This is a genomic window from Vibrio fujianensis, assembly GCF_002749895.1.
Taxonomy (GTDB): domain Bacteria; phylum Pseudomonadota; class Gammaproteobacteria; order Enterobacterales; family Vibrionaceae; genus Vibrio; species Vibrio fujianensis.
The window spans coordinates 608,551-630,070 of record NZ_NBUS01000054.1; the positions used below are offsets into that span (position 1 = coordinate 608,551).

Annotated in this window: 21 protein-coding genes; 12 read left to right on the top strand and 9 right to left on the bottom strand. The window is 43.8% G+C overall.

Annotation, left to right across the window (positions count from 1 at the left end; all coding sequences use genetic code 11):
* Positions 1 to 1,502, bottom strand: a 1,502-nt coding sequence (gene hrpA, locus B7C60_RS19780) for an ATP-dependent RNA helicase HrpA (RefSeq protein WP_245869594.1), incomplete at its 3' end; no start/stop codon positions are given.
* A 250-nt stretch (positions 1,503 to 1,752) separates the two neighbouring features.
* Between hrpA and B7C60_RS15900 the strand changes: the two genes are divergently transcribed.
* The 3 genes from B7C60_RS15900 (at position 1,753) to B7C60_RS15910 (ending at position 3,504) form a co-directional block, all read left to right on the top strand.
* A complete protein-coding gene (locus B7C60_RS15900; RefSeq protein ID WP_099612480.1) occupies positions 1,753 to 2,340 on the top strand; it encodes an FMN-dependent NADH-azoreductase in 588 nt (195 codons plus the stop codon).
* Between the two features lie 259 nt (positions 2,341 to 2,599).
* Positions 2,600 to 2,944 (top strand): VC1380 family protein, encoded by a 345-nt coding sequence (locus tag B7C60_RS15905; RefSeq protein WP_099612481.1) that lies wholly within the window; start codon positions 2,600 to 2,602, stop codon positions 2,942 to 2,944.
* Positions 2,945 to 3,048: 104 nt separating this feature from the next.
* Positions 3,049 to 3,504 (top strand): tellurite resistance TerB family protein, encoded by a 456-nt coding sequence (locus B7C60_RS15910; protein ID WP_099612482.1) that lies wholly within the window; start codon positions 3,049 to 3,051, stop codon positions 3,502 to 3,504.
* Between the two features lie 10 nt (positions 3,505 to 3,514).
* Here B7C60_RS15910 and B7C60_RS15915 read toward each other — a convergent pair whose 3' ends face one another.
* Entirely contained in the window at positions 3,515 to 4,045 is a 531-nt protein-coding gene (locus B7C60_RS15915; protein WP_099612483.1) for a 3'-5' exonuclease, read from the bottom strand.
* A 294-nt stretch (positions 4,046 to 4,339) separates the two neighbouring features.
* Here B7C60_RS15915 and B7C60_RS15920 point away from each other — a divergent pair, with 294 nt between their 5' ends.
* The 4 genes from B7C60_RS15920 (at position 4,340) to B7C60_RS15935 (ending at position 11,016) form a co-directional block, all read left to right on the top strand.
* Positions 4,340 to 4,972: a DUF2760 domain-containing protein gene (locus tag B7C60_RS15920; protein WP_099612484.1), complete on the top strand. Its 633-nt coding sequence runs from the start codon at positions 4,340 to 4,342 to the stop codon at positions 4,970 to 4,972.
* Positions 4,972 to 6,900: an Hsp70 family protein gene (locus tag B7C60_RS15925; protein WP_099612485.1), complete on the top strand. Its 1,929-nt coding sequence runs from the start codon at positions 4,972 to 4,974 to the stop codon at positions 6,898 to 6,900. Before B7C60_RS15920 ends, B7C60_RS15925 begins: the two co-directional genes overlap by 1 nt.
* 176 nt (positions 6,901 to 7,076) lie before the next feature.
* Entirely contained in the window at positions 7,077 to 9,887 is a 2,811-nt protein-coding gene (locus B7C60_RS15930; RefSeq protein WP_099612486.1) for an Hsp70 family protein, read from the top strand.
* 580 nt (positions 9,888 to 10,467) lie between these two features.
* On the top strand, positions 10,468 to 11,016 hold the full coding sequence (locus tag B7C60_RS15935) for an MSHA operon transcriptional regulator (RefSeq protein ID WP_099612487.1): 549 nt from the start codon (positions 10,468 to 10,470) through the stop codon (positions 11,014 to 11,016).
* A gap of 78 nt (positions 11,017 to 11,094) precedes the next feature.
* Here B7C60_RS15935 and B7C60_RS15940 read toward each other — a convergent pair whose 3' ends face one another.
* From B7C60_RS15940 to queE, 3 genes are all read right to left on the bottom strand, one after another.
* Entirely contained in the window at positions 11,095 to 11,319 is a 225-nt protein-coding gene (locus B7C60_RS15940; protein WP_099612488.1) for a hypothetical protein, read from the bottom strand.
* Between the two features lie 184 nt (positions 11,320 to 11,503).
* Positions 11,504 to 12,190 (bottom strand): 7-cyano-7-deazaguanine synthase QueC, encoded by a 687-nt coding sequence (queC, locus tag B7C60_RS15945; protein ID WP_099612489.1) that lies wholly within the window; start codon positions 12,188 to 12,190, stop codon positions 11,504 to 11,506.
* 11 nt (positions 12,191 to 12,201) lie between these two features.
* Positions 12,202 to 12,870: a 7-carboxy-7-deazaguanine synthase QueE gene (gene queE / locus B7C60_RS15950; protein ID WP_172953253.1), complete on the bottom strand. Its 669-nt coding sequence runs from the start codon at positions 12,868 to 12,870 to the stop codon at positions 12,202 to 12,204.
* A 216-nt stretch (positions 12,871 to 13,086) separates the two neighbouring features.
* Between queE and yidA the strand changes: the two genes are divergently transcribed.
* On the top strand, positions 13,087 to 13,893 hold the full coding sequence (gene yidA / locus B7C60_RS15955; RefSeq protein ID WP_099612491.1) for a sugar-phosphatase: 807 nt from the start codon (positions 13,087 to 13,089) through the stop codon (positions 13,891 to 13,893).
* A gap of 40 nt (positions 13,894 to 13,933) precedes the next feature.
* Here yidA and B7C60_RS15960 read toward each other — a convergent pair whose 3' ends face one another.
* Positions 13,934 to 14,872, bottom strand: a complete 939-nt coding sequence (locus tag B7C60_RS15960; protein ID WP_099612492.1) for a precorrin-2 dehydrogenase/sirohydrochlorin ferrochelatase family protein — start codon at positions 14,870 to 14,872, stop codon at positions 13,934 to 13,936.
* Between the two features lie 184 nt (positions 14,873 to 15,056).
* Here B7C60_RS15960 and B7C60_RS15965 point away from each other — a divergent pair, with 184 nt between their 5' ends.
* The 3 genes from B7C60_RS15965 (at position 15,057) to B7C60_RS15975 (ending at position 17,428) form a co-directional block, all read left to right on the top strand.
* The gene (locus B7C60_RS15965; protein WP_099612493.1) at positions 15,057 to 16,079 is read left to right on the top strand and encodes an amino acid ABC transporter substrate-binding protein; all 1,023 of its coding nucleotides are present in this window, start codon (positions 15,057 to 15,059) and stop codon (positions 16,077 to 16,079) included.
* Between the two features lie 240 nt (positions 16,080 to 16,319).
* The gene (locus tag B7C60_RS15970) at positions 16,320 to 16,979 is read left to right on the top strand and encodes a Bax inhibitor-1/YccA family protein (RefSeq protein ID WP_099612494.1); all 660 of its coding nucleotides are present in this window, start codon (positions 16,320 to 16,322) and stop codon (positions 16,977 to 16,979) included.
* Positions 16,980 to 17,098: 119 nt separating this feature from the next.
* Positions 17,099 to 17,428 (top strand): TusE/DsrC/DsvC family sulfur relay protein, encoded by a 330-nt coding sequence (locus B7C60_RS15975; protein ID WP_099612495.1) that lies wholly within the window; start codon positions 17,099 to 17,101, stop codon positions 17,426 to 17,428.
* A 39-nt stretch (positions 17,429 to 17,467) separates the two neighbouring features.
* Here B7C60_RS15975 and yccX read toward each other — a convergent pair whose 3' ends face one another.
* Positions 17,468 to 17,743, bottom strand: coding sequence for an acylphosphatase (gene yccX / locus B7C60_RS15980; RefSeq protein WP_099612496.1), 276 nt, complete (start codon positions 17,741 to 17,743; stop codon positions 17,468 to 17,470).
* 138 nt (positions 17,744 to 17,881) lie between these two features.
* On the opposite strand from yccX, the gene B7C60_RS15985 reads away from it, so the two are divergent.
* Positions 17,882 to 19,075 (top strand): class I SAM-dependent methyltransferase, encoded by a 1,194-nt coding sequence (locus B7C60_RS15985; protein WP_099612497.1) that lies wholly within the window; start codon positions 17,882 to 17,884, stop codon positions 19,073 to 19,075.
* Between the two features lie 60 nt (positions 19,076 to 19,135).
* On the opposite strand, the gene B7C60_RS15990 is transcribed toward B7C60_RS15985, so the two are convergent.
* Positions 19,136 to 20,128, bottom strand: coding sequence for a cytochrome d ubiquinol oxidase subunit II (locus tag B7C60_RS15990; protein WP_099612498.1), 993 nt, complete (start codon positions 20,126 to 20,128; stop codon positions 19,136 to 19,138).
* Positions 20,125 to 21,465: a cytochrome ubiquinol oxidase subunit I gene (locus tag B7C60_RS15995; RefSeq protein WP_099612499.1), complete on the bottom strand. Its 1,341-nt coding sequence runs from the start codon at positions 21,463 to 21,465 to the stop codon at positions 20,125 to 20,127. The genes B7C60_RS15990 and B7C60_RS15995 overlap by 4 nt, the downstream gene beginning before the upstream one ends.
* Between the last annotated feature and the right edge of the window lie 55 nt (positions 21,466 to 21,520).

Sequence of the window (21,520 nt, forward strand, 5' to 3'; positions counted from 1 at the left end):
TTACGCCCCATTTCAGTTAAACGTTTCTTCGGATCGGTGACTTCGCTGTTGATCGCGCCTAATTCTTCTAATAGACGAACGCCATCTTGAATATTGCGTTTATCGGGCGCTTCAACGAAAGGAAATGCTTCAATATCACCTAATCCAAGCGCAGTCATTTGTAAGATAACCGAAGCGAGGTTAGTTCGCAGAATTTCAGGATCGGTAAATTCTGGACGAGATAGAAAATCCTCTTCTGAATAAAGGCGGATACAAATCCCCGCTTCTACACGCCCACAACGGCCTTTTCGTTGATTCGCACTGGCTTGAGAAATCGGCTCAATCGGTAAACGTTGCACCTTGGTCCGATAACTATAACGACTGATCCTTGCCGTCCCTGGGTCAATGACATATTTAATCCCGGGAACGGTTAGCGAAGTTTCCGCTACATTGGTGGCGAGCACAATACGTCGCCCACTGTGTGGCTGAAAAATTTTATTCTGTTCTCCAGCGGATAAACGAGCGTACAAAGGTACAATTTCCGTATCTCGTAAGTTACGTTTGGAAAGAGCATCAGCCGTATCACGAATCTCCCGCTCTCCGTTCATGAAGATCAAAATATCGCCCAAGCCTTCGGCACACAGTTCATCAACCGCATCAAAGATACTTTCCAGTTGATCACGGTCGCTATCCTCATCACCAGCTAAAGGTCGATAACGCGTCTCAACAGGATAAGTACGACCAGAAACTTCAATGATAGGAGCATTAGAAAAATGCTTAGAGAAGCGTTCCGGATCAATGGTTGCTGAAGTAATGATCACTTTTAAATCTGGACGACGCGGTAACAGTTGTTTGAGATAGCCAAGAATGAAATCAATATTTAAACTACGCTCATGGGCTTCATCAATAATAATGGTGTCGTATTGATTGAGATAACGGTCATGCTGAATTTCCGCCAACAAAATACCGTCAGTCATTAGTTTAATCTGTGTCTGTTCAGAGATTTGATCGTTAAATCGGACTTTATAGCCAACAAAACCACCCAACTCAGTTGCCATCTCTTGGGCAATTCGAGTTGCCACCGAACGAGCCGCTAAGCGGCGTGGCTGAGTATGACCGATTAACCCATATTTTCCACGCCCAAGTTCGGCACAAATTTTAGGTAACTGAGTGGTTTTACCCGATCCAGTTTCCCCCGCAACAATCACCACTTGATGGTCAGCGATAGCTTTCGCTATTTCATCACGTTTTTGACTAACCGGTAACTGTTCAGGATAATCAATTGTCACCTCTTGCTCCATGCGCTGCTGAACGACCAACATAGAGCGGGCGATGTCTAATGCTATCTGATCAAAGACAGCATGACGGGCTGATTCTTTAGCAATTTTACTCGCGCCAGTAATCCGTTTATTCAATCGAAAACGATCTTTAATTAAACATTGTTTAAGGGCTTGTTGCAGTGATTTAGCGCTATTTGCTTTTGCGTCGCTTGGCGCTATTGAGTGAGGCTGTGACTGAGTCAAAGCATTACCTATTCTTATTTATCTATAAAACTGAACGAATTGTATCACAGAGTTGTCAGCAAGTGACCTGACCATCTACATTTGCTGTTAGGTATAAATCACGAGATTTTACCTTCAAAAATTTTGAATAAGTTAAGCAAATTTGCCCGCTTATGTTATCCAAGCGTCAGGCTTACTCTTGCGTTATCGATTCGTTGACCTTTGCCTCGTCAACTCATTGAAACAAAATAGAACAGAAAAGGAAAAAAATATGTCTCGTATACTTGCGCTAAAATCCAGCATCCTTGGTGAATATTCTCAATCAAGCAAATTACTGGATACTTATTTAAGCCAATTTAAAGCTAATGAAGTGCTGATTCGCGATTTAGCAGCAGAGCCGCTCCCTGTGCTGGATTTTTCTGTCGCCACCGCACTACGCGCTACAGAAGATTTATCTCAAGAACAGCAAAACGTCGTGACGTTATCTAACACTTTGATTGCTGAAATCAACGCTGCCGAAACAATTGTCATTGCGGCTCCCATGTATAACTTTACCATTCCAACACAGCTCAAAAATTGGTTTGACTTGATTGCTCGTGCCGGGGTGACGTTTAAATATACCGAATCGGGAGTGCAAGGATTAATCACCGGCAAAAAAGTCGTGGTGATCACCACCCGTGGTGGCATCCATAAAGATGGTAATACCGATCATGTTACCCCTTATCTAAAGACGATCTTGGGCTTTATTGGCATCACTGATGTCCAGTTCGCTTACGCAGAAGCTCTCAACATGGGAGAAGATTCTGCCACGCAGGGCATTGCGTCAGCCAAAGCTCAGTTAGCTGAAATGGTACTTTAACTCAGCATACCAGTAGAGGGGGATGAAGCTATCCCCTCTCACGTTCTATCGATATTTAGCCACTTCTTGATGAGTGAGACGCTTACTCACACCTTTAACGTTAAAGCCGTATCATGGCCTTAGCCAACATAAAATTGTCAATAAAGACCTAGGGGTTGTTGATTATTTCGCCTATCATGTCTGATTGATGATAGAAAACTTAGTTTTCTTGACCAATGACCGCTAAAATAGCCATAAGCATGACTAACTAGAAAAAATTGTGAAAGCTTCTGAACTCAAACAACGATTAAATGATATTCCTAGCGATATTGACCCAGACATTGTGATGGGTGAATCTTGGCTGCCAGAACAGTTAGTCGGCACTCAACTGGATGATGAGCTGCTATTTTTACAATTTGACAACGCCCCACAAGAAAACGAAGGGGAAGAAGAAGGACGAGGTTTTGTTGAACATGAAATTGACCTTATCCGCTACCAACTAGCACAAATTTTTCGTGGAGAGAGTGGCCAAAGAGAGAAAATTGAAGCTTTGGTCGCAATGCTTCTTGCTGCTCATGAAATGACCAGCGCCGAATTTATTGAAATGATTAGTGAACAACTCTAAAAATCATCAATGCCCTTTCTTGCTTTTACTTTCGGCTTGAAAAAAGGGAACAAAATCCCAATAACGCTCTCTAATCGATGAAACAATATTAAAGCAGAAAAGCTATGTTTAACGCAATCACCTCCCTGTTTAAGCAACTACTTGATGGACAAGATCTTAGCCAACAAACGGTGAACCCTAACTTTGCCATCGCTTGTTTACTCAGTGAAGTTGCCGGAGCCGATCACCAAATCAGTCCTACAGAACGGCAAGCCAAATTAACTTTATTGGAACGACTGTTGGGTATTGATCAAGAGGAAGCGCAACGATTAGTGACGCGATCGGAACAACAGGTTCGTCAATCGGCATCATTGTATGAATTTACTTCTCAATTACGCAGTTTAAATCAAGCAACGCGTTTCGAATTGATTAAAGCGATGTGGGAAGTCGCTCATAGTGATGGTGAAATTGATCCGCTAGAAGAGGCCGTAATTCGCAAAACTGCAGAACTGCTTTACGTTGATCACAGCCAATTTATCCGTGCAAAATTACTGGTGGTTGAGCCCCCTGTAACCCGCTAGTCATCCGTACTTAAAGCATGGTTAGTGCCAACTTGGCAAGATTATATGCATCAACGTATCCAGAGTGTTGTCGGCCTTCCCAGTCAATGCCTTTTAATTCTTGAGCGGCCCGATGTCCGATGCGTTGGTCTTTCATCCGATGTTGAATGCGGTAAAGAGTTGCTAAGTTTAAGCATTCTTGAAAAGGCATCACTAACCCTTTGCTTTGACACTCTTGAGACAAAATTCGATCATCCCTTCCCCAACAAGCATAGATTTTATTGTTGCCGCCAAAATTTTTTACCATAGATTGCAACACGTTGGCTAATGGACGACCTTGCTTGGCAATTTTTCGTGGCGTAATACCTGTTAATTCAGCACAAAATGCAGATATTTCATCGTGCTCTGGCTTTACATAATATTGCGCTCGTTTCACTATCTGATTTGCTCTCAGATCAATCTCTGCTAAACCTATCTCAATGATTTCGCCTGTTGTGCCGACGCCATTGTCACTCCAACAGCACATTTCTAAGTCAAAACACACAACTCGGTTATAATTCATCGCCCCATCTCTCAGTTTTGATTGTCTTATATACTGATACAAAAATGGCATCCTACCGAATAATGAAAAAAAATTCGATGCTCTCTATTACCTGTAGCCCGTAATCCTCGTCATAAGCCTGCTTAGATGATCAAAAATCAATCAAACGCAGGCAAAAGTTAGCCCACCTTGCTATTTATCCATGCCTTGCGACTTGAATATGGTAATATTAGCCCTAATTTTCTAACGCATTCTGACCGTTAATGACCCAGCTTAATGGCTTTTATTCATTGACCAAACGACCGAGAATTCATCATGAACTTCGATTTAACTATGATTCCCAGCACATTCGATATGTTCCATGCTAGCCTAGCAGCATCCACGCTTTTTCTATTGCTTTTCTCTCTCAGCAGAAAGTCTAAGATAGTAGAAAAAGTAATTGAAAAACCCATTGAAAAGATTGTTGAAATAGAGAAACCCGTCGAAAAAATTATTGAGGTTGAAAAGATTGTTGAAGTGGAGAAAGTGATTGAAAAAGTCGTTGAAGTCCAATCTAAATTAGCGACCGCTGCGACCGATTCTGCCATGCAATTACTCTCTATTATGCAACAAGAAGCTCGTCTCATTGACTTTTTGCAAGAAGATTTAACCCATTTCTCCGATGAAGAGGTTGGCGCTGCAGCTCGAGTGATTCACTCTGGCGGTCAAAAAGTCCTCAACGAATACCTTACTCTTGAGCCGATCTGCTCAGAAGCAGAAGAAACACGCGTGACTATTGAAGAGGGATTTAACCCTCAATCGATTCGCTTAATCGGAAATGTAACTGGTCATGCACCTTTTACAGGTACCCTGATCCATAAAGGCTGGAAAGCAACAGCCATGCACCTGCCGCAATTAGCTCAACATCATGATGTCTCTATCATTACCCCAGCTGAGGTGGAGCTATAATGAACCCAATGGCCTCACCAACGAATAAAACCAACGCAAAATTTAGTGTGGGAATTGACTTAGGCACAACGCATTGTGTGATGTCATACGTTGATACTCAAGATGAACAAGCGGGTGTGCAAGTGATGCCTATTCCGCAGCTCACGGCACCAGGAACGGTAGAAACGCGCCAACAATTGGCTTCTTTTCTCTATCAGCCTCATGAACATGAAATGAATGCATCTGCTCGCGTACTACCATGGACAAATGAACCAAGCGCTTTAGTCGGTGCTATTGCCCGTCATCTTGGAGCGAAAACCCCAATTCGGTTGGTGACGAGTGCGAAATCTTGGTTATGTCATGCAGGGGTCAACCGTCGTGATGCTTTCTTACCCGTCGCGAGCCCTGAAGAAGTAGAAAAAGTATCTCCCCTCAAGACAACTGAGTGCTACCTTGAACATTTACAAGCCGCTTGGAATCACGCCCATCCTAGTGCCCCCTTGGCAGAGCAAGAGGTGACCATCACAGTACCGGCCTCGTTTGATCCGGCGGCACGCGATTTAACCGCAGAAGCGGCCAAAAATGTCGGTTTTGCTCATCTCACGTTGTTAGAAGAGCCTCAAGCTGCCCTCTATCATTGGATTGATAACAGTCACGATCAATGGCGTCAGCAAGTGAGTGTTGGTGACGTAGTCCTCGTGGTCGATATCGGTGGTGGAACCACGGATCTATCTTTGGTTGAAGTCACTGAAGATGACGGTAACCTAGCCTTAAAACGCATCGCGGTCGGTGAACATATTCTACTCGGTGGCGATAATATGGATCTTGCTCTCGCCTACTGTTTAAAAATCAAGCTAGCAAAAGAAGGGAAAGAATTACAACCTTGGCAAGTTCAAGCCATGACCCATGCTTGTCGAGATGCAAAAGAGGCGTTACTCAATGATCCTGACCTAGCGTCGGTCCCTATCATCGTACCTAGCCGGGGTTCTAAACTACTCGGGGCAACCTTGAAAACCGAATTAACTCAGCAAGAGGTGCAACAAACCTTAGTTGAAGGTTTTTTTCCTACGGTAACGATTGATCAACACCCACAACAACGAAACCGTGGTGCATTAACTCAAATGGGCCTTCCCTATGCACAGGATGCAGGGATCACGCGTCATATTGCGGCTTTTTTATCTAAACAAGCGATGGCACAAAGCGAATCTCAAACCGGTCTTACTGATGAATTTGCTCCATTTATGAGCAGTATCCCAGGGATGGAGAACCAACCAACGGATCCAATTCATAATTTTATCAAGCCTAGTGCCTTGTTATTCAATGGTGGAGTGCTGAAATCTGCACTATTAGCAGACCGTCTTGAACAAACGATTAATCACTGGTTAACCGCTGCTAATGCACCGGTTACCAAACGCTTAACCGGCGTCGATCTTGATCTCGCAGTCGCTTGTGGTGCCGCTTATTATGGTCGGGTACGTCAAGGACAAGGAGTGCGTATCCGTGGAGGCATCGCTTCTAGTTACTATGTGGGGATCGAAAGTGCCATGCCAGCCATCCCAGGCATGGCTCCCCCTGTCGAAGCCGTTTGCATAGCGCCTTTCGGTATGGAAGAAGGATCTAATGTTGATATGGCGAGCCAACCATTTGGTTTAGTCATTGGTCAACCGGTTAATTTCCAATTTTTTGGTTCAACTGTACGCCGAGAAGATAAGGCCGGAACACATCTTGATTACTGGAGTGACGGTGAATTAACAGAATTACCAGAAATTCAAGTGACGCTTCCCGTATCGGAAGGTCGTCGTGAAGGTGATATTGTGCCTGTAACACTTGCGGCTCGAGTGACTGAATTAGGCACACTCTATTTAGAAGCCATCGCTGCCGATAATGGTCAAAAATGGCATGTTGAGTTTAATGTCCGTGAAGAGAATCATTCTCCAACTCAACACTAAAATAACCCTTCCCATATGACTTGATGCTTAACGATTGGCATCGTTGATAAGTTGCCCCACATCACCGATAGCGTGATTGGGGCATACCAATTTTGGCCATATTTTGAACATCAGTCGAACTGGGAAATACGGCATCTTCACCCATGTCGTTGTTTAACTGATGAAAGGTATGTCTTATGGGCTCTCCTCGCTTTTTGGTCGGCATTGATTTGGGTACAACCAATACTGTCGTCGCTTTCTGTGAAATTACTGACAACTTGTCACAATCTGAAATCACCTTGTTTCCTGTTGATCAATTGGTGGGGCCCGGTGAAGTCGTCCGCAAACCGTTACTTCCTTCTTTTCGTTATCATCCCGCACAAGGGCAAGTTGCCAGCTCAGATCTCACACTCCCTTGGGATCATCAAGCGGTAACCGGCGACATTGAACAAGTCATTATCGGTGAGTGGGCCCGAGAGTTAGGTTCAAAAGTTGCCGGACGTCAAGTCGCAAGCGCGAAAAGTTGGTTATCTCATCCCACCGTTGATCAAACTGCTGACATATTACCCTGGGCTGCGGGCAATGATGTCGAGAAAGTCTCCCCTATTATTGCCAGTGCCAGTTACCTAAATCATATCCGTCAAGCTTGGAACTATCGCCATCCGAGTGATCGATTAGAAAATCAAGAAGTCATCATCACAGTACCTGCCTCTTTCGATGAAACCGCTCGAAAATTCACCATAGAAGCGGCTGCGCTAGCTGGGCTAAACAAAATCCAACTATTGGAAGAACCCCAGGCGGTTTGCTACGACTGGTACGCCAGACACCAAAAAACGGCCTTCCAAGAGCTAAAAACGCTACCACTTATCTTAGTCTGTGATGTGGGAGGGGGGACAACAGATTTAAGCTTGATTGAGGCACAGTTTCAACAAGATGAATTAACACTCAATCGTATCGGTGTCGGAGAACACTTGATGCTCGGAGGTGATAACCTTGATCTAGCTTTAGCGCACTTGGCAGAACAACGATTGAACCAACACCAGAAATTAAATGCGGCAAACTTAACTAAACTCATCCAGCAAACCCGTCAGGCCAAGGAAAACTTGTTAGCCACCAATGCTCCGGAAGTCGCGAACATCACCATGCTTGGCAGTGGTTCAAAACTACTAGGCGGTACAAGAAAAATTAGCTTAACTCAACAAGAAGTTCTCGATATTGCTTTAGATGGTTTTTTTCCCTTAAGCGATTTTTCACAACGTCCGGACAAACGACGACGGGCGGTGGTTGAGTTTGGGCTTCCTTATGTTGCCGATCCTGCAATCAGTAAACACCTTGCCGAATTTCTCCATCAGCATCAGTCTGTCGCTCTCTCAGCGTTGCATCAGCAAGAGAGTACCCAGCCTGCCATCCCTGTTGGCCTGTTATTAAATGGTGGGCTTTTCAATAGCGATTTAATCACCAATCGCCTGATCCAGTTATTAGAACATTGGCGAAAAGCACCCATTACCTTGCTCGATAACCCACATCCTGATTGGTCAGTAGCCCTTGGTGCAGTCGCCTTTGCAAAAGCTCGCCGCGGGGCACAACTTAAAATTGGCGGCGGAGCGGCTCGCTCTTATTTTCTTCATCTACCAGAAAAAAACAAAATGGGTAATGCGTTGTGTCTTCTAGCCAAAGGGACAGAAGAAGGACAAGAAATCCGTTTAACGGGCCGACAATTTTCATTAACCCTTGGCGAGCCGGTACGCTTTAACTTACTTACTTCAACTCATGACACGCTAGCGCAAAAAACAGCGGTTAACAATGGCGTTATGGTTAAGATTGATCCGGATATGTTTTCCCCTCTCCCTCCCTATATTGTTACTTTAGAAAGTGACGGCGCAGAATTAAAAGCAAACCAAAAAGAGCGAGTGGCCGTTCAACTCGCCTGCCAATTAACCGAGGTCGGTACGTTAAAAATGGAATGTGTTAGCCTTGACGATGATCAAAAACGCTGGGCTTTAGAGTTTGAGGTGCGTAACCAAAAAACACAAGACACAAAACCACCAGCAAGTTCAACTCATTTAACCGAGTGTCAAGCGCTGATATCACGTCTTTACAGTGGCAATAAAAAAAATAGTGACGATGGAAAGGAGATAAAAACTCTAACTAAAACACTCGAAAAAAGGTTAGGCAAGCGCGATGAATGGGATTTCATAACCTTGCGCCATCTATTTGATACCTTGGCGCAAGGACGTAAACGTCGCCGTCGATCAGAACAACATGAGAAAAATTGGTTGCGCTTAGCAGGTTTTACCCTCCGTCCGGGTTTCGGTGCTGCAACGGATGCATGGCGCATCGAACAAGTGTGGGGACTTTATCAACAAGGTATTCAATTTCAAAATCATCAAGGTTGGAGTGATTGGTGGGTGTTCTGGCGTCGTATCGCCGGAGGGCTCAACCAAGAGCAACAGGAAACCATTCTAGCAGATATTGCTAAATATCTTCATCCGGGCGCAGCAAAAAACCCACAAACCATGAAGGCCGGGCAAGAGATGGGATACGAAGCCATGGTTCGCCTTGCGGCGTCTCTTGAGCACTTAGAGGTTGAAGATAAGAGACTATTGGCAGATTGGTTTTTAAGTAAAGCTTGCCACCAGCACCCATTTTCACAAGCTCATTGGTGGGCGGTAGGAAGATTAGCCTCTCGAACACCACTTTATGGTAGCCAACATACGGTAATTCCAAGGGAGCAAGTGGAACCATGGCTACCTCAGCTACTTGAGCAAGACTGGCAAGCGGAACCGATGGCTGCCTTTGCTTGTGTCATGATTTGCCGAAAAACAGGCGATAGAACGTTGGATATCAATGATGATATTCGCCAAAAAGTTATAACGAAGCTGACACAGAGTAAAACACCCGTATCATGGCTCAATTTAATCGATCATATTGGGGAACTCTCTATAAGCGAATCAAAACGAATCTTTGGTGATACCTTACCTAGTGGACTCATCTTACTAAGCCATTAAAGAGATATATTCGAACCATCTAAAACTGAAGAGTTAACTAGGGTCTGTTTATCTTTCGAGCTGATTTTTGCAGCAGTTTGTGGCTTCTTTATACAAGGCAGAGGCTTTGAAATGTAGTTATTCTACCTGAGAAGCCGATAACGCCGTAGAAAGGAGCTACAAACGCTTTTATTTCTAACAAAATTTAATCGCGAAAGGTCAACAGACCCTAGCAAGAAGAATGTCAAAGTTACTTGGGTATTGAAACATATTACGTGTAGAATAACGCTCCACACTCAACACATCATAATAATCTTCTATACCCAAACAACTTGGCGTTGCCGGTTGGCGGCAAGTGAGCGAGTCCCCCATGAGCATAGACAGTCTATTTGATTGGGGTGAACGAACGTAGCCCCGTAGCTTCAAGTAGCAAGGGATAGACCCAAATGGCTCGGAGTTGCTGTCCGTGCTGTTCCAATTAGTAAGGGATACGAGTGTGCTCAGTTTGGCTCGGTCAGTATTAACGTATTTTCACCCTATATAAAATACTGGGTAAGATTTATTTCATCGTTAGAACAACTTACTGGATCAATATATCGCTATGACGCAAGATAAATTTATGCACGTATTCCGCCTACCGGGTTCAATTCAAGTTCGTATAGCGAAATGGCAAGCAACCTTTCGTGGCACATCAGATATTGTTTTATATGACGCAATAAAACTCCGTAATCAACAGTATAAAAGCGCCACGTTTTTACCAAAAGGTTGGTGTCTGTCCCCTTTTTCAGAACAAGATATTTCGATTACACATCATGGTCGTTATATCCAAACCACCATGTTAACAATGATAGACAGAAAGGTTGCCTACAAACGAATCTATTTATCTCGCATGCCTCTCGAGCAAGCAGAGCCAGCTTTACGTGCCTTTAAGCTCGAATGGATAAAGCATCATAATCAAGTACTCAAAATATATAACCAGATTAAGAAAAAAGAGTTTCTGCGTTATGCTTATGAAGAGCTTGATACGCTTTATCCTTCGATTCCCAAAGCGACCTTTGATAAATCGTTATGGAATCGCTTAGTTCGCTCTGAACTTAAGCATATTAAGCAGCCAACAAACCCTTACTACGTGGTTAAAGCCGATTTTTGACGCATCATCTCACGAAAAGAACAGATTGATCACCGAAAGTAGAGTACGCCACACTATAAATAATGTGGCGTACCATATTCAATGTTTGATACCAGAAGGGTTATAACTAAATTCTGTTTGTTTATAAATATCGGCTAATTTTTTGTCTTTTACAGACTTAGCTTTGCCTCTGCGTTTAGGTTCAAATTCTTGTTCGACAAACTTTAACGTCTCCTCATGATTTTTGGCTGACGCCACAAATTCTGGATCTGACATCGCCTGTTGGCGCAGGCGGTTAACTCGTTCTAATGTCTCCCATAACATAGATGACCTCCTTTACCACTGGTTATATATCCAGCATAGTACAGTTGGTTTCTTTGTCAAGCAAAAATACTGTTTTTACATACAGGGGATTCGCTATTTATGGTGGCAAATTTCCGTGATTGCTTCTTTTTACTCGATTGTTTAGGGGCGGTTGACCTTTCGAACAAAATTTAATCGCGAAAGATCAACAGACCTTAGTAAGTAACGACTTGGTCCACACGGCTTTGTTTGCCAAATATTGCTCCAACCCCGCTTTTCTCAAATCGCAAGATGGACAAGCTCCGCACCCGTCCCCCATGATTCCGTTATAACAAGTTAAAGTTTGATGGCGAATCAATTCCAAAGCTTGGTGCTGATCGGCCAGCGCCCATGTTTCGGCTTTATTGAGCCACATTAACGGTGTCCGAATGGTTAATGGTTTTGCCATCCCTTGAACAAGTGCATGGTTCATTGCTTTAACAAAGGTATCACGACAGTCAGGATAACCAGAAAAATCGGTTTCACAAACACCAGTAATCACGGTATTAGCCCCGATTTGGTAAGCATAAATACCCGCTAACGTTAAAAACAGGATGTTACGTCCGGGTACAAAAGAGTTAGGTAAGCCGTTACTTTGCAATTCATGCGAAACTGGAATCTCATCACGCGTCAAAGAACTGATAGCCAATTCGTTGAGTAAAGTGACATCCATCACTTTATGCGCTTTCACGCCTAATTTCATCGCTAACTTTTGCGCCACTTCAATTTCCAGCCGGTGCCTCTGGCCATAGTCAAACGTGATGGCATGTACTTCATCATACTCTTTTAGCGCTTGAACGAGACAGGTCGTTGAATCTTGCCCACCACTGAACACCACAACAGCTTTGCTCATGTTGTTATCCTCTATGCAATATTTAGGTATTTATGAGTTTGAATCGATAGCCGCCAATTACGAGCAATACATGTATCAATACATAATTGCGTCGCTCGTAGCTTTTGACTTAGTGGTTGCAAAGCAATGACCGTCGAGGTTGGTAGCACCACTTGACTTAACAAAGCATCTAACTGTTCGATATCTTTTTCTGTTCCCACTGGGTGTTTGATTTCATTCGCTCGCACTAACGCCGTATTTAGCACCGGTAATTTACCTTTCATGGCAATTTTCGGTGAAACAGTCACCCACGTATGCTCGGTGGCTCGAACCTCAAAGGTGCCACTGGTTTCAATTTGACATTGGCACCCAATAGCTTCAAACGCCTGCGTCAATGGCAACAGATCATAAAAACACGGCTCACCACCAGTAATAACAATATGTTTGGCTGAAAAACCTTGCCGATGATATTGCGAAATAATTTCATCAGTAGACACCGAACACCATGTCGGGCTATCCCCCTGCTTTACCATGATTTGTTCCATGCTACGCTGATCTTGCTCGAGCGCATGCCAAGTCTGTTTAGTGTCACACCAAGCACAGCCAACCGGACAATACTGTAAGCGGACAAAGACAGCAGGAACCCCGGTAAAAACGCCTTCACCCTGAATGGTCTCAAATATTTCGTTTACTTTATACAAAATCAACGTGCCTAATCTATCATTATCAATTTCAGGTCGCAGACCTTAATGGATGCGTTTCGTCTGGTCAATTTAAAACCGGATGAATAAAAGAAAAAAACAAGGTTAGAATTTGATTGTACGCTCAATAGTTACACACGTTTACTTTTAGTTTGCAGAGAAAACACGTATCTTGTCATACTTTAATCCGTCCGATTCAGCCACATTAGGTAACACATGTACAAATTGATCGCTCTTGATATGGATGGCACCCTGCTTAATAGCCAAAAACAGATTTCCTCACGTACCAAACAAGCCATTGCAAAAGCTCGTGAACAGGGCATTTACGTTGTTCTGGCGTCTGGCCGCCCACTGGCCGGGATGCGCAGTAAACTGGAAGAGTTAGACCTTACCTCACAGGATGACTATGTACTTCACTACAATGGTTCCATAGTACAGAATGTCGGAACCGGTGATATTATTTACCAACAAATCATTGATGGCCGCTCAGCAAAAATGGTGGCTCGCTTAGCTCAAGAACTTGGGGTTAATACCCACGCTTTTAGTCAAACTCACGGGTTAATTACGCCAAAAACCAGCCAATATACAGAAGTTGAAGCAACGATTAATCATTTGCCAATTACTGAGATGGACTTCGAACAATTATCTGATGACCATCCTATTATCAAAGCGATGATGGTTGCTGAACCTCCAGTATTAACCGCCGCAATCCGTCAATTACCTTCTTCATTACATCAAGATTATACTATTGTACAAAGTGCGGCCTTCTTCCTTGAATTTCTTAACCCGAAAAGCAATAAAGGTATCGGCGTTAAAGCGATAGCCGACCATTTAGGCATTGATGCCAAAGAAGTGATCTGTATGGGCGATGCTGAAAATGATCATCATATGTTACAGTATGCCGGGCTCGGCATTGCCATGGCCAATGCTATGGAAGAAACCAAGCGGATTGCCGATCATATTACCTTGAGCAACGATGAAGATGGCGTTGCAGTCGCTATTGAACAATTTGCTCTACGCTAACCGTATTCACAGATGGGGTAACGCGGTATCGTTACCCTTGTTACCCTTCTCTGGCTTGTTTTAATACTCGCTCTTGCCCCTGTAATAATAAATATTCATGCTTATCAGCAGAGACCAATATTACGACACTTTGCTGTGCTTGTTTCGCCACAACTAGGCGTTTACTCAATTGCCCAGGATGATTAAAACTTTCACGTTCAGCGTCACGTCGGCAAAGATCAACATAGTCATAAGGGCATGCCTGCTCAAATAAAACCAATTCTGCTTGCTGCATATAACGCAATGCTTTTAGGGGTAAAAGTTCAACATCTGCACCATATTCTATCCAAACGACTTCGCCACGTTCGTTAATTTCTTCCGTAAGTGCAGCTCGATAACACTTTTCTAATGTTTCACGACTGGTGGCATTTTTCACGGCATTTTGCGCAAAAAAATGTTCCCAAAATTTACGTCGGAGATCGACGGTGGGTAAATATTCTTTAATCGAATTACGTTTTGAGGCCCCAAAATCGGCCAATAATGCAAGATTTTGTGGTAAAACGGCTTCCAGTGTTTCTCGGACATTACGGATTAATACCGGAGAAGCGCCACCGCTCGAAATAGCAATTTGAATGCGTCCTCGCTCCAAGATTGAGGGCGTGATAAAATCGCAATACGGTTGGTCATCGACCACATTAACTAAAATACCGGCCGCAGTCGCATCACGATAGACTTGATGATTAAGTTCAGGATTATCGGTGGTCGCCCACACCTGTCGGTAATCTTTGGTAACGAACTGTGAAGAATAAAAATTTTTCACCCATTGGCAACGCCCCTGTTCAACCCATACTTGAATTGGTGACGCTATTTGTGGAGAAACAACCGTAACATAAGCACCTGCACGCAGTAGCGTTTCAATTTTTCGACATGCCACTTCACCACCACCAACGACCAGTACGGCTTTATTCAGTAAATCAAGAAACAAGGGGAAATAGCGCATTGTTGGTCTGCTACCTTTTTATTTGATTCGGTCACGCCATGCTAACAAAAAAACAATACCAACAGTAGAGAGGTTATTGAAGCAATCTAACATTAATTTGACTTGGTAGAAGTGGCTTCTCTTATCTACGCTTATAATGATCGGCAAGTTGACCAAGCACTTTAGTTCAAAGAGGGAAATTCCTATGGCAAAACGATTGGCTATTTTGACTTGTACTGTATCGCTATTGTTCACAACTCATATCGCTTTTGCATCGCCATCAACGTTAGATCAAGTACTAACCAAAGGGAAGCTCACTTGTGGCATCAGTACTGGTTTGGCTGGATTTTCCGATGCCGACGGCAAAGGTCAGTGGCAAGGTTTAGATGTGGACTATTGTCGCGCCGTGGCTGCCGCAGTATTAGGTGACAAAAATAAAGTCGAATTTATCCCGTTAACCGCTCGTGAACGCTTCCAAGCTCTACAATCGGGGCTGGTTGATGTGGTCTCTCGCAATACCACATGGACATTTGAGCGAGATACCACAATGGGACTCAACTTTGTTGGCGTTAATTTTTATGATGGGCAAGGATTTATGGTTAATAAAAAATCCACCATAACCCAAATCAGTCAACTTCATAATCAACCGATTTGTGTCCAATCAGAAACCACCACCAAATTGAACTTGGATGATTATTTTCGCCATCACAACATGAGTTACCAACCCGTGGTTTTTGATACCGCAATACAAATCGCCCGCGCCTTCAATGCAGGACGTTGCGTTGCTATCACCGGGGATCAATCTGGGCTCTATGCGTTACGACTTAACTTAGCCAAACCCGATTCGGCGATTATTCTACCGGAAATTATTTCCAAAGAGCCTCTTGGCCCCGTTATACGAGAAGGCGATGACCGCTGGTTAAATATCACTCGCTGGACACTCGCCGCGATGATTAACGCCGAAGAACTCGGCATTACCTCAGCCAACGTCGACCAAAAGCGCACATCAACCAACCCTGAAATACGACGACTACTTGGCGTTGAAGGCGACATTGGACAACCACTGGGCCTCAATAACGATTGGGCTTATCAAGTGATTAAACAAGTCGGTAATTATGATGAAAGCTTTCAACGTAATGTCGGCGAAGACTCTCCTCTAGTCATTCCACGTGGACTAAATGCTCTTTGGAACGCCGGAGGAATTATGTACGCACCACCAATACGCTAAAAGTTTCTTATTATTATGTCTATTTTAACGTAGAATAAGGTTACCTATTCACAAGCGCGAGCGTCCCGTTCTAGTATGGATAGCGAACGCAAGTAATATCATGTTACAACTTGTTCACACTTAATTCGCGCTTTTTGATTATTATTCTCGTAAACAAAAATACAGATATGGGATTGAAATAGTGAACTTTTCACCCCATTACTGTCTACATAGTTAACTACAGCTTCTATGAGGAAGAGTATGAACAGTCCAATGTATTCACGCACCTCGTCTTATGACGGTGCCTTACAAACCAACAAAGTGCTCAGAAACACCTATGCGCTGCTTTCCATGACATTATTATGGTCTGCGGTTGTTGCTGGGATTTCTATGGCAATGAACTTACCAAGGCCTGGTCTACTGATTATGTTAGTCGGTTTTTATGGGCTATTATTCCTGACAGAGAAAAACCGTAACAATGGTTTAGGCTTAGTGTTTACCTTCCTATTTACTGGATTTTTAGGCTATACCATTGGGCCGATTCTCAATTTGTATATCGGCGCAGGAATGGGAGATGTCGTCCTCACTGCTCTTGGGGGCACTGCTCTTGCCTTTATGGGCGCATCCGCTTATGCACTCACCACTAAACGAGATCTTTCTTTCTTAGGTGGTCTGTTAATGGCAGGTTTTGTTGTACTACTCATTGGTATGGTTGCTAACATTTTCCTACAAATGCCAATGTTGTATTTAGCAATGAGCGGAATGTTTGTACTATTTTCTACTGGTGCAATCTTACTCACAACACAACAAATCGTCCGTGGTGGTGAAACCAACTATATTTCGGCAACTATCACCTTGTATGTCTCGATTTATAACCTATTCATCAGCCTATTAAGTATCCTTGGTATTATGCGCGACTAATCCTTTTGTGCTAACCACATGATTCATTAGCCCGAAAATCGCTTTCGGGCTTTTATTTTTCTTGAGCTCTCTCTTTCTCTCTATTACCCTATGCTCACTTTAAGTTTAGGCAACTCGCGATGTTTGAATATAACGGTAAAAGTATCGAAACAGATTCACAAGGCTACTTACTTGATCATACGGTTTGGGAAGAAGGAATGATTCCCCATTTAGCGAAAGAAGAAGGCATCATACTTAGTGAAGCTCATTTAGAAGTGGTTCATTTTGTACGGCAATTTTATGTCGAGTTTAATACCTCGCCGGCGATTAGAATGCTAGTCAAAGCCATGGAGAAAGAGCACGGCCCCGAGAAAGGAAACAGCAAGTATCTTTTTAAACTGTTTCCCAAAGGCCCAGCCAAACAAGCGACCAAACTCGCCGGTTTACCAAAACCAGCCAAGTGCTTGTAATCAAGGGGGCCACGAAGTGCCCAATTAGCGGCTTAGTCTCTAAAGTATGTGAAAACCTTGACAAGGAGTGTCAATGATCGATGTAATGCGATCAACGTGATCCACTCTGGCACTGTTCGGCCCTTGTTTTAACCATTCAAAAAATTCGCCTATTTTACCTGATTCACCGCAAGCAATCACCTCAACATCACCATCATTTAAATTTTTAGCGTATCCGGTTAAGCCCAAGCTGAGCGCTTGGTGAGCGGTGTGATAACGAAAACCAACGCCTTGTACTAATCCTGTGACTGTAAATTTTTCACATTGGATGACCATAACACCTCCTTGCTGAAGCTCTTAATGATAAAAAATAATCAACAACCATAGTATATATCACGGGTGATCCTTGTTTGCATTTCATCGTCAGTTACATGACAATACGCGCTCTTTTGTATGAAACATATGAGTAGCTCTATGACTCCAGCAATCTATCTGGTCAAAGGTCGTGATAAGTCTTTACGTCGTAAACATCCTTGGGTTTTTTCTCGTGGCATTAGCAAAGTTGAAGGCGATCCACAACTTGGTGAAACGGTCGATATTTACACGCATGATGGACAATGGTTAGCGAAAGCGGCTTACTCTCCCCACTCTCAAATTCGTGCTCGTGTATGGAGCTTTAACAATGAAAGCATTGATAATGATTTTTTTATCAAACGTATTCAGCAAGCTCAAAAACTGCGCGACGAATTGATTGAGCGTGACGGCGTCACTGGATATCGCCTGATTGCTGCGGAATCGGATGGCTTACCCGGTATCACGATTGATAAATATGATAACTATTTAGTCTGTCAGCTACTCAGTGCCGGTGCTGAATACCAAAAACCGCACTTGATCGCCGCACTTAAACACTGTTTTGCCGATTGTCATATTTATGAGCGTTCAGACGTTGCAGTGCGTAAGAAAGAAGGCTTAGAAGAGCGGGTTGGTGTATTGCACGGAGAAGCGCCCCCAGAGATAGTGGTGATTGAAGAAAATGGCATTAAAATTCGAGTCGATATTGTTGCAGGTCATAAGACTGGATTTTATCTAGATCAACGGGATAGCCGTCAGCAATCAATGAAATACGTTAAAGATAAAGAAGTACTCAACTGCTTCTCTTACACCGGTGGTTTTGGGTTATACGCGTTAAAAGGTGGCGCTAAGCGGGTAATTAATGCCGATGTGTCACAGCCAGCACTCGATAATGCAAAAATGAATGCCGAGCTCAACCAGTTTGATGTTAGCAAAAAACGTGCGGTATTTCTCAATGCGGATGTGTTCAAACTGCTGCGTGAATACCGAGAGCAAGGCACACAATTTGATGTAGTAATTATGGACCCACCTAAGTTTGCCGAGTCTAAAGCTCAGTTGAACGGCGCTTGTCGTGGCTACAAAGACATTAACATGCTGGCGATGCAAATTTTAAAACCTGGTGGCACCCTACTCACCTATTCGTGCTCTGGTTTGATGGATCAAGTCCTGTTTCAAAAAATCATTGCCGACGCAGCTCTAGATGCCGGCCGCGATGTGAAGTTTATCGAGCGCTTCGAACAAGCTGCGGATCATCCCGTTGATACCGCATACCCAGAAGGTTTTTATCTTAAAGGCTTTGCCTGCAAGGTTATGTAAATACCATAAAATAACGGCCTCTTTCGAGGCCATTATTTTTTCCAATACCACTAAATGCGATTACTTGTAACTTAAGTCTGTCGCCTTACCTTTAAAAATCCGATAGACAACGAAGGTATAAAGCAAGATCATCGGCATAACAATCACGACCCCAATCCCCACCACTAACAAGCTGGCAGTAGACGCGGCTGATTCTTGCGCTGTCATCACCCCAGGCACCACATCTGGGAAAAAGCTGTAAGCTAAGCCAAGGAAACTTAGAGCAAAAATCAACATCACTCCAAAGAATGGCCATTGCACGCCCATATCATTCTCTACCGGCACCCGTCTTAAATAACGATCAACCATAAAAATGGTTGCTAACACCACCAATGGCACCGGAGCCAACAGTAACATCTCAGGAAAACTGAACCAACGCTCAGCCACCATCGGATTAAACAGTGGATTAACCACACTGACCGCTAAAATACCTAATGCCGCTAACCAGCCAGCGCGACGCGACCAATATGCCGCGCGTTTTTGTAACTCACCTTCAGTTTTTAAAACTAACCATGCGCCACCAATGTACACGTAAGCCGCTGTGACACACAACGCGCTGAGCAGAGCAAAGGCATACGCTTGTGTGGACTGTTCAAAACTCATCACATAGCGACCAATCATGTAACCTTGGGTCAGGGCCGCGAGCAATGAACCCGTTTTAAAGCACAAATCCCAATGATTTTTGTGATCGGCGTTCGCTTTGGCACGAAAATCGAACGCCACACCTCGCATAATCAAGGCGATCAGCATAATGGCGACCGGCATATAAACTTCGGTAAGGATATAGCTATGAGCGGCAGGAAACGCGATTAATAAAATACCAATACCTAACACTAGCCACGTTTCATTGGCATCCCAAAAAGGGCCAATCGAAGCGATCATTCGGTCGCGTTGCGGCTCATTATTACGCGGTAATAAAATGCCAACGCCTAAATCATAGCCATCAAGCACGGCATACATAAAGACACTAAAGCCCAGCAGTAATAGATAAATCTCAGGTAGATGTGTGATCATGGTGATACCTTTTGCTCATTAGTGGTTGCGGTTTCAGTCGGCGATGAAAACTGTCTGGCTAAATAAAACAGGGTATGGATATAAGCCACCAGCAAGACCGCATAGACAATTAAATACATCACTAATGACGTGGCTACAGAGCTACTCGCCACCGTCGTTACCGCATCTGAGGTTCGTAATACCCCTTGCACTAACCAAGGCTGACGACCAATTTCTGTCACATACCAACCCGCTAAGGTTGCTACCCATCCGGAAAACGTCATCGCCACTAAAGTGTATAAGTAAGGTTTCGGTAGTGATTGTTGGCGTAGCAATCGCCAAGCACCGTACCAACTCACCAAGAGCATCAACATCCCGACACCCACCATGATCCGAAAACCAAAGAATAAAGGCTTGACCGGAGGATGATCTGGCGCAAACTCATTTAAGCCCTGAATTTCACCATTTAAGTCATGGGTTAAAATGAAGCTGGCTAATTTAGGGATCCCGACTTCAAAATGATTACTGCGTGCCACTTCATCAGGCCAAGCAAAAAGCAACAACGGCGCGCCTTGCTCTGTTTCCCAGACTCCTTCCATCGCGGCAATTTTTGCAGGCTGATGTTCAAGCGTATTTAAGCCATGTAAATCACCGACCAAAATCTGCACCGGAATGCTGACAGCAGCTAGGATAATCGCCACTTTCATGCCCACTTTGGCGGCGTTAAGTTGTGAATTACGCAGGTACTGATAAGCCGAGATCCCAGCAATAACAAAACTGGCAGTGAGCAACGAAGCAAGTAACATGTGGGCGAGACGATAAGGCATGGAAGGGTTCAAAATTACTTCTTTCCAACTAGTCACATGCACAACACCATCGATTAATTCATAACCCGTTGGCGTATGCATCCAACTATTGAGAACCAAAATCCAAAAAGCAGAAAGTGAAGTACCAATCGCAACCAGTACGGTCGCTAAGGTGTGCACCCATTCTGGAACCCTTCCCCGTCCAAACAGCATCACACCAAGGAAAGTGGCTTCCATAAAGAAAGCGGTCATCACTTCATAACCCAGTAATGGTCCGGCAACATTACCGACTTTTTCCATAAAACCCGGCCAGTTGGTACCAAATTGGAAACTCATGGTAATACCAGAGACAACCCCAAGAGCGAAAGTAAGCGCAAATACCTTGACCCAAAAATAGTATAGATCAAGCCATAATTGAGCTTGAGTACGAACAAAACGCCATTTGAAAAACACCATGATCCACGCTAACGCAATTGTTATCGTAGGAAATAAGATATGAAAACTGATATTGGCTGCAAACTGGAGCCGCGACAACATGAGGGTATCTAACATCGTTTTTTCCTCAATTTGATTAGCCCTACTGGGTATCAACATTGACGCTATCTAA

Bases quoted from the DNA above. Each gene is read 5' to 3' on its own strand.
- B7C60_RS15985 (WP_099612497.1), top strand. From the start codon at position 17,882: ATGACTCCAGCAATCTATCTGGTCAAAGGTCGTGATAAGTCTTTACGT.
- B7C60_RS15965 (WP_099612493.1), top strand. From the start codon at position 15,057: ATGGCAAAACGATTGGCTATTTTGACTTGTACTGTATCGCTATTGTTC.
- B7C60_RS15930 (WP_099612486.1), top strand. From the start codon at position 7,077: ATGGGCTCTCCTCGCTTTTTGGTCGGCATTGATTTGGGTACAACCAAT.
- B7C60_RS15940 (WP_099612488.1), bottom strand. From the start codon at position 11,319: ATGTTATGGGAGACATTAGAACGAGTTAACCGCCTGCGCCAACAGGCG.
- yidA (WP_099612491.1), top strand. From the start codon at position 13,087: ATGTACAAATTGATCGCTCTTGATATGGATGGCACCCTGCTTAATAGC.
- B7C60_RS15975 (WP_099612495.1), top strand. From the start codon at position 17,099: ATGTTTGAATATAACGGTAAAAGTATCGAAACAGATTCACAAGGCTAC.
- B7C60_RS15900 (WP_099612480.1), top strand. From the start codon at position 1,753: ATGTCTCGTATACTTGCGCTAAAATCCAGCATCCTTGGTGAATATTCT.
- B7C60_RS15915 (WP_099612483.1), bottom strand. From the start codon at position 4,045: ATGAATTATAACCGAGTTGTGTGTTTTGACTTAGAAATGTGCTGTTGG.
- B7C60_RS15995 (WP_099612499.1), bottom strand. From the start codon at position 21,465: ATGTTAGATACCCTCATGTTGTCGCGGCTCCAGTTTGCAGCCAATATC.
- B7C60_RS15910 (WP_099612482.1), top strand. From the start codon at position 3,049: ATGTTTAACGCAATCACCTCCCTGTTTAAGCAACTACTTGATGGACAA.
- B7C60_RS15960 (WP_099612492.1), bottom strand. From the start codon at position 14,872: ATGCGCTATTTCCCCTTGTTTCTTGATTTACTGAATAAAGCCGTACTG.
- yccX (WP_099612496.1), bottom strand. From the start codon at position 17,743: ATGGTCATCCAATGTGAAAAATTTACAGTCACAGGATTAGTACAAGGC.
- B7C60_RS15970 (WP_099612494.1), top strand. From the start codon at position 16,320: ATGAACAGTCCAATGTATTCACGCACCTCGTCTTATGACGGTGCCTTA.
- B7C60_RS15925 (WP_099612485.1), top strand. From the start codon at position 4,972: ATGAACCCAATGGCCTCACCAACGAATAAAACCAACGCAAAATTTAGT.
- B7C60_RS15935 (WP_099612487.1), top strand. From the start codon at position 10,468: ATGACGCAAGATAAATTTATGCACGTATTCCGCCTACCGGGTTCAATT.
- queC (WP_099612489.1), bottom strand. From the start codon at position 12,190: ATGAGCAAAGCTGTTGTGGTGTTCAGTGGTGGGCAAGATTCAACGACC.
- B7C60_RS15920 (WP_099612484.1), top strand. From the start codon at position 4,340: ATGAACTTCGATTTAACTATGATTCCCAGCACATTCGATATGTTCCAT.
- B7C60_RS15990 (WP_099612498.1), bottom strand. From the start codon at position 20,128: ATGATCACACATCTACCTGAGATTTATCTATTACTGCTGGGCTTTAGT.